We start from the raw sequence: 7,241 nt of genomic DNA on the forward strand, positions 1-7,241 counted from the left end.
CCTCCGGACACCGCTGCTCAGCCGTTCGTCGACGCGTTGACCGAGCTGGTCCAGGCGCAGGCCAACACCACCGGCTTCGTGGTCCTGCACCGATGGGTAGAGATCCTGGAGCGGCACTTCCCACCCCACCTGCCAGACCCCCACGACGTAGCCGAGTAGCCGAGCAGCCCGGCCCTCACCACAAGGCAGACTGCACGCCCGCGATCCGCCCCAAGATGGGCTGAGGCGCGGACCGGTCGTCGGCCGGTGAAGCAGCGGGCTGTCGCTCGTTGATCAGACGCTGGGCCAGCGCAGCTCCCAGACGGCGCCCGCCCTTGAGGTAGGCGCGTGCACGCTGACGGGTGTTGTCGGGCCACGACGTCAGCAGCATCAGGTGCTCGACAACGATGCTGGCGGCCGTGAACGGGTCGGCCAGGTACGGCACGACCACGTCGCGATGCCGGGTCGGCTCCAGCGGTTCCTCACGTACCCGCACCACGATCCAGTCGGGCCGGTGGTGTTCTACAGCCTCCGCCTTGAGCCGGTCCCGTTCCTCGGCGTCGCGATGCCAGTACGAGCCGTCGAACTCCACCACCACGCCCTGGTCGTGGTCCGCCGGGAAGAGCATGTCGAGCCGGTAGCGGCCGTCCGGTGTCTGCAGTGGGTATTGCTGCTCCCCGCCCGTGAGGACGAGCTGGAGTTCGGCGAACAGTTCCGTCTCCTGCCGGGAGACGCTTGTCCGCTTCCGGCAGCCCGGGCAGCCCTGCCTGCCTATGAACACCTGCGCCACCTGCGCGGACCACGGCTCGTGTCCGGCGGGGCACAGCCACCAGACCGGCACGTTGGCCCCGGCGGTCACTTCCGCCGGGGTGAGGGCCTCGTTCAGGGACGGGTGCCACAGCGCCGCGATCTCGGGGCTCTCACGAGACAGTGCCTGGTAGCGCACCCGGCCGGAGCAGGAGGGGCACGCGGTCACGCCGCGTACGCGGTGGAACACCTTGGCCCGGAACTCGCTGGCGCACACGGTGCACGTCCACCAGACCAGGCGGTGCGAGCCGGCGGTGACGGATTCGGCCGTCAGCCCGTCGTTGCGCGCGGGGTGCCACTGTGCCGCCAGGTCCGGTCGCGCCTCGGGGAGAGCGGGAGCATGCTTCCTGTGGGCGCAGGCGGGGCAGCCCGACCCGGCGATGGTCCGGTGGCGCACTTTCGCCTCCCAGCGGTGGCCCTGGGAACAGCGCCATCCCAGCCGTGTGGGGGAGTTGACCAGAAGTTCCGCCACGTCGGCCGGTGCGGTGTCGGGGTCCACTTGTGCGAACAGCTCGGGCATGTCGGCCAAGCGCCTGGTCGGTGCATCGCGGCCGGTCCTGGCGCAGGTTGGGCAGCCGGTGCCGCGGCTGCGGTTGGATATTCGTGCCTGGTACTCGTGCCCGACCGGACAGCGCCACCAGACCTTGCGCTGCGAACCCGGCCCGAACTGGTCCGGTGCAGCGTCGTTGCGCGGGTGCCACTCTGCTACCAAGCCGGGCGAGTGCTCGCTGAGCGTGGTCGTGCCCCGGGGCACGTACCCGGCGCACGGCGGGCAGCCGGTCCCGGCGACACGTGAATGGACCCGGGCCTGCCAGACGTGCCCGTCGTCGCACCGCCAGAACACCGCCTTGTGAGAGCCGGGACCGATCTTCGCCAGGTCCAGGTCGGCGTTCAGCTCCGGGTGCCACTGGGCGGCGATGGCTGGGTGCTCGTTGACCAGGAAACGAGTGCGACGTGTCATGAGCACGCACCGTAGGGCGCGCCACTGACATGCCCTTGCCGAGGTCACCAAGCTGCCCCGAATCACCGCCGGATGATGGGGTCGAACGCCATGAGGACGATCGCCGTCACTCTTCGGCCCGTTGTCAGTGGGCGAGCGGACAATCACCGGATGGCCCATGAACCGGCGGAGGCCGGCGAGTCCGAGATCCTCGCCGTCTCCTTACGCACGTACCTGTCCGAGGCCGGCTTTGCCTTCACCGGCCTGACCGGCAAGGAGGCGACCCAGTCCAGCACCCGGGCGGTGGTGCAGTGGGTGGGAGCGTCAGGGTGGAGATGCAGGACCGAGGCGCAGATGCGCTACATCGAACCGCCCCGCCTGAAGCACGGAGGCTGCATCGCCTACTGGTCGCCGTCCTGGTCTGCCTACCTGGACCTGCGCGTGATCCGCAAAGACGGCCCACCGGTCGCCGTAGAGATCGACCGTGCGGACGAGAGTACCGCCGTAGACAAGCTCCGAGACGAAGCCCTCCGCGGGCGCCCCGCGCTGTGGATCCGCTGGCACGGAGCGCTGCGTGCCGAACTCCCGGCCGGCGTGGCCCGTCTCCACTTGCCCACGCGGTCCAGCAAAGCGCCCCAGGAAGGCCGCCGCCGCGCTGCCCGCCGACGCCTCCGCCCAGCTCGTGAATGGTTCCGGAACGCAGCAGCCGTACCCCCGTATCCGGATGGCTCCGTCACCGGCGGATCCGTCATCCGGAGGGCCGTACCATCGGCCGGCACCTGGACACCCGCGTCCCGCCGATACTGATTCTGGAACGTTATGACCGCGCGGGTCCTGGAACAGAAAGCGCGCTGATGAAGCTGAAGACGAACAAGTGGGCGGCTGCCCTGGGCTTGGGAGCGGCCGCAGTAGCCGCAGTGGCGGGCGCAACAGGAGCAGCCAGCGCCGCACCCGCCGACGGCGGACCGAGCATCCAGGCAGGCACCGCGCGGATGGCCCCGCAGGGCGGCGCCATCGTGCCCGTCGACTTCACCTGCAACCCGGGCGACACTGTCACCGATCTCACCGTTAAAGTCGGACAGAAAAAATTGCTGGATCCCCCTCATACCCCTGGTTCACCCTTCGGACCGCCGCCGGGCGCTACGGGGAGTGGATCTGTCCAGGGAGCTGTCTGCACGGGCAGCCCTCAGCATGCGGACGTCCAGATCCGGGACACCACCGACCCCATCGCCTTCCCCCCTCCCGGAGAACTGGTAGCCGGAAAGTACGCAACCGTCCACGCCACCCTGACGACCAGCTCAGGCACACATCCGGTCATCACCTCCTCAGGAGCCGTTATCGGCTCCGCATCTGACAGTGAGGTAACCCTGGCGCTGGGCGGCAGCCACGTCACCACGCTCGGTGGCGAGATGCAGGGCGGCTACCTCAGCGTGCAGCACCGTGACCAGGCAGACGACTCCAGCATCTTCACCCTCGTCCCGCTGGACAACAGCGAAGTGGCGCTCAAGTCGAAGCTGAACGGCAAGTTTCTCATGGTGGACCAGGACACCATGGGCGACGCCGGCCCGAATTACCATCTCCGGGCAGGCGCCAGCGAGGTCGGCCCCTGGGAGAAGTTCACCCTGGACAAGCTCAGCGACGGCTCGACCGCCCTCAAATCCAGCTCCACCGGCAAGTACGTCTGGAACGCCTTCGGCTCCGGCACTCTGACCGGATACGGCGAGCAGACCCAGGCCGCACACATCGCCATCGCCCCCGCCAACCCCGGCTTCCCCCTCCACCCAGCCCAGCCCTGACCCTCGTCCGGACACACCTCGGACCCCCGGAATCAGCCAGTTGACGTCTCAAGGGCCCGGCTCGGGGGCCGCACCGTCCGGCGACGCTGCGGCCCCCGCCGTCACGGTTGCTGGCTGCGGTTTGTCCAGCACGCTGGCGGCCGGCAGCTCAACTGCGCGGGTATTTCCAGCGGTCAGGGTCGCCCTCCCGCCGGGCCTCTGCCGCTACGTTGTCGAGAGGGCTCATAACTACCGACGGAGTCAGCCTCACCGTGGCCCGCAGGTTGCGCAGGCACGGCGGCGGTGAGACACCCGCCCTGTGAAGGCTGGCCGGGTTCGCGCGCTGCACTATGCGGCCAACTGGGTTGATCAGCACCCTGTGAGCTGGCTGAAGGGCGCCTTCCCCGCGTCGCAGGAGATCGGCACTTGGACACTGACGCTTAGCGGAACGCGGCTTGACGCACTGCCGTCGCAGGAAAAGTCCGAGAACGAGGCACGCTCAGCCCTCCTGGACACCTGGTCGGCGTCCATCGAGGTCGAGCAGGACTTGGCAGGTGAGCGCGGACCTCGCATCCGCCTCGGGATCAGCCTCACGCGACGGTTGCTGCCATTCGTCGTGACACATCGCCGGAGCCGGACTGGTCATGGCGGGATACGGATGTGACCAGTCCGGCGCGGTTGAGGTGCCTGCGGCCACTGCGGAACAGGAGCCGAACGGTTGACGATGCTGCGTACGGGCTCTCGGCGCACCTGGTCGTGGGCTGGCAGTGATCACACTGCGGACCATCGGCTCAACGTGTCCTCCGGCTACTCCGGCTCGGGAGGGGCCAGACAGCGGGGCGCGAGAGCCCCGGGCGGGAGGTCTCCCGAGACCCGCCAGCGGAGGGGCCGCCTCTGCCAGGAGCCCCTCTGGTGTGGCCCCGGCCAGCCGGCCTGCCACCTGTCATGCCGTCCACGCCCCGGTCAGCTGCGCGTGAAATCCGTTATCTGGAACTCCTCTACGGCTCTGTTGACGGCGTATACGTGGCCGCCTTCGGGTGATGCCGTGAGGCTTCGCACGAACTCGATTTCCGCGGAGGCGGTGCTGCGGATGCTGAAGGAGGAGGTGTCGACTTCCATAAATCCCGCCCCATTGGCATCGGCCGTCGCGGCGTACAAGGTCTTGCCGTCCCGGGAGATATGCAGCGCCCCTGTGGACGCGCTGTTGATCAGTTTCGGGGTCATGGTGGCGGTCTCCACCTCATGAAGGCCGGTCCCCGCCCCGGAGGCAGCCCACAGGTAGAGTCGGCTGCCGTCTGGCGAGAGAGCAATGCTGCCTGCGGCCGAGCCGCGGTGGGCCGTCGCTCCTATCGAGTGAACCTGCCACTGGCGGCTGGTGGTGTCGAGGGAGAAGAACGACTCGTAATCCAGGGGGCCCGCGGCATTGTTGATGTAAACATGATTGCCGTCCGGCGACACGGCCATACGGGCCTCCGCAGAGACTGACCCGCCGCGCGGATCGCTGTAGGAACTGATCACCGACCCGGTTGCAGGGTCCACAACGCTGACCCACCGCCCGCCCGGCATGACCTGGGCATCCTCGAGAATGTACAGGAGGCCCCCGGCATCCACCGCGATATCGGTCAGCATTCCCCCGCCGTTGGGGGCACCAGGTGCCGGGATGTAACTGCGAACGGTGTCCGTCGCGGTATCGATCACCGTGACACCATCCCAGCTGGCGGTGTACAGACTCTTGCCGTCCGGGGACATCACCGCACGGTCATCAAAGCCCCCGCGCTCGTTAGCGATCGTGGTGACAGTCTTGCCCGTCGCGGTGTCGATCACCGCTACCCCCGCCTCGCCGTCCCCATCCGCCCGTACCCCCTTGTTGACCGGGACGTATGCCTTCTTTCCGTCGGGTGTCAGCGTCACATCACCCGCGGACTGCTCCAGCGGGATCTGCGTAGCCTCCCATGACGCAGCGGTGCTGGCCGCGGGTGCCATCACCGCAGCAGGGGCCACCGGGCCAGCTGCAGACGCGGGCGTACCCGCACCGATGACACCCAGAGAAACGGCCGCAAGGACTCCTGCTCCCGCGGCAGACCAGAGCGAGCGGACTTTCATAGAAGACTCCTGACAGTAGACGGCGGGCCGGGTGGCAGAGCACCGCAGAATTCCGGCCTTTTGGCCGCACAACCAGTAAATCCCCCTGTATCTGCCAGCGGGGCCGGCCAGCCGGCCCCGCGAGAAGCCGGAATCCAGCCGGACACCTGGCCGAGCCGGTCGTCTGCCGGATCCTCGGCGGCAAGGCCTGGAGCCGATGGTCCGGATGATCCTGGCGACCGCACCACGCCGGGCGGCGGCGCTCTGCTCCGCCTGGGCATGTCCGGTGTGACCTTCCTGGACTCCGCCGGCCTGAACCTCCTGCTGCGCCCTGCGCCGCCGTCGCACCGAGGACGGCAGCAGCCTTGTGCTGACCGGCATCCGGGGCGAACCCCTACCAGGGTCCGGTGCGCCGGGCGAGGCCGCTCTCCGGGCCGGCGGTGATCTCGCCGCAGGGGCCAGGAGACCATTGAGCCTGCGCTTCAGACAAACAGCGAAGAGCTTCCTCTGACCTGCAGTCGTGGAGCCTGGCCGGGCTGGCGGGCGTTGGGGCGGGGGATGCCTTCCGGGTTACGCACTGTTATCGGCGTGGCGTCCTGTGTTCTTTGTTCTTTTCGTTCCTTTTATTCATATTTGGGGGCGTAGGCTGTGCGCAGGAAGCCCCGCGTCAGGCGGGGGACCCTCCGGGGTTCTGCTGCTGGGTGCCGGGCATGAGAAGCGGCCGCCGGCAGAGCACTCCTCTGGAGATGAGCCAGATGCCTTACCTGGAAGCAGGGCCTGGACAGGAAGCAGCGGGAACGGGCAGCGGGCCGGGGCGGCGGCGTCACCGTGCGCGGGCGGCAGGAGCAGTGCTCGGCGCTGCCGTCCTGTGTGCGGGACTTGCCACCGTCGCGGCAGGACCCGCCTCCGCAGCCGAACAGACCGAGACCTTCACCTTCACCGGCGCAGTCCAGCAGTTCACCGTGCCGGCCGGGGTGACCTCAATTCATGTAGTCGCCGATGGCGGCCAGGGGGGCAACGACGGGGCGCCGGGCGGCTTGGGCGCCCGTGTGACGGCGGACCTTGCGGTGGAGCCGGGCAGCGTTCTCGATGTGTATGCCGGCGGCGCCGGGAACGGGTTCGGCAGCGGCGGCTTCAACGGCGGTGGCCCGGGCTATGCCAGCTTCGGCGGGGGCGGAGGCGGAGGCAGTGACGTCCGCCCGGCCGGCGCCGGTCTAGACGAGAGGCTTATGGTGGCCGCCGGCGGCGGCGGAAGCAGCGGCCGGTTGGCGCCCTCGGCCGCCGGGGGCAATGCAGGCAGTGACGGAACGGACAGTGCAGGCGCAGGAGGCGGCGGGAAGGCCGGGACCTCGGCCAGCGGCGGCAGCGGAGGCTCAGGGGGCATCGCCCCCGACGGAGGAAGCGCCGGTAGCTCCGGCAGATCAGGCGGGCTGGGCACCGGTGGCGACGCAGGCGCTGCCGCGGTACTGGCACCTGCCAGCAACGCCGGCGGGGGAGGCGGAGGCGGGCTTTACGGAGGCGGCGGAGGCGGAAGCGGCGCCCGGCAGGTCGCCGGAGACCCCTCCGCAGGCGGCACCCCCGGCGGTGGTGGCGGCGGGGGCTCCAGCCTGGACCCGGACGGCGGGGCTGCACCCACCGCGGCACCTGCCGGGAACGGC

General features: G+C 69.4%; 5 protein-coding genes. 2 read left to right on the forward strand and 3 right to left on the reverse strand.

Annotated features, from left to right (window positions below; genetic code table 11):
* Positions 1-175: 175 nt before the first annotated feature.
* Complete coding sequence (locus tag ACFZBD_RS32640; protein WP_391146812.1) at positions 176-1,747, reverse strand: zinc-ribbon domain-containing protein; 1,572 nt, start codon at positions 1,745-1,747, stop codon at positions 176-178.
* Positions 1,748-1,897: 150 nt separating this feature from the next.
* Here ACFZBD_RS32640 and ACFZBD_RS32645 point away from each other — a divergent pair, with 150 nt between their 5' ends.
* Both ACFZBD_RS32645 and ACFZBD_RS32650 read left to right on the forward strand, forming a co-directional pair.
* Positions 1,898-2,533 carry a hypothetical protein gene (locus ACFZBD_RS32645; RefSeq protein WP_391146815.1) on the forward strand — a complete coding sequence of 212 codons (636 nt, stop codon included), beginning with the start codon at positions 1,898-1,900 and terminating at the stop codon, positions 2,531-2,533.
* Positions 2,534-2,580: 47 nt separating this feature from the next.
* Positions 2,581-3,522, forward strand: a complete 942-nt coding sequence (locus tag ACFZBD_RS32650; protein ID WP_391146816.1) for a hypothetical protein — start codon at positions 2,581-2,583, stop codon at positions 3,520-3,522.
* A 942-nt stretch (positions 3,523-4,464) separates the two neighbouring features.
* Here the strand turns inward: ACFZBD_RS32650 and ACFZBD_RS32655 are convergent.
* Together ACFZBD_RS32655 and ACFZBD_RS32660 are read right to left on the reverse strand one after the other, a co-directional pair.
* Positions 4,465-5,604, reverse strand: coding sequence for a beta-propeller fold lactonase family protein (locus ACFZBD_RS32655; RefSeq protein WP_391146819.1), 1,140 nt, complete (start codon positions 5,602-5,604; stop codon positions 4,465-4,467).
* 1,400 nt (positions 5,605-7,004) lie between these two features.
* On the reverse strand, positions 7,005-7,241 hold a 237-nt coding region (locus tag ACFZBD_RS32660), incomplete at its 5' end, for a hypothetical protein (RefSeq protein WP_391146820.1).

It is taken from the genome of Streptomyces sp. NPDC008121, assembly GCF_042957155.1.
Lineage (GTDB): Bacteria > Actinomycetota > Actinomycetes > Streptomycetales > Streptomycetaceae > Streptomyces.

What these genes read in the sequence shown, in the direction of transcription:
- ACFZBD_RS32640 (WP_391146812.1), bottom strand. Translation starts at nt 1,747, where the DNA reads ATGACACGTCGCACTCGTTTCCTGGTCAACGAGCACCCAGCCATCGCC.
- ACFZBD_RS32645 (WP_391146815.1), top strand. Translation starts at nt 1,898, where the DNA reads ATGGCCCATGAACCGGCGGAGGCCGGCGAGTCCGAGATCCTCGCCGTC.
- ACFZBD_RS32650 (WP_391146816.1), top strand. Translation starts at nt 2,581, where the DNA reads ATGAAGCTGAAGACGAACAAGTGGGCGGCTGCCCTGGGCTTGGGAGCG.
- ACFZBD_RS32655 (WP_391146819.1), bottom strand. Translation starts at nt 5,604, where the DNA reads ATGAAAGTCCGCTCGCTCTGGTCTGCCGCGGGAGCAGGAGTCCTTGCG.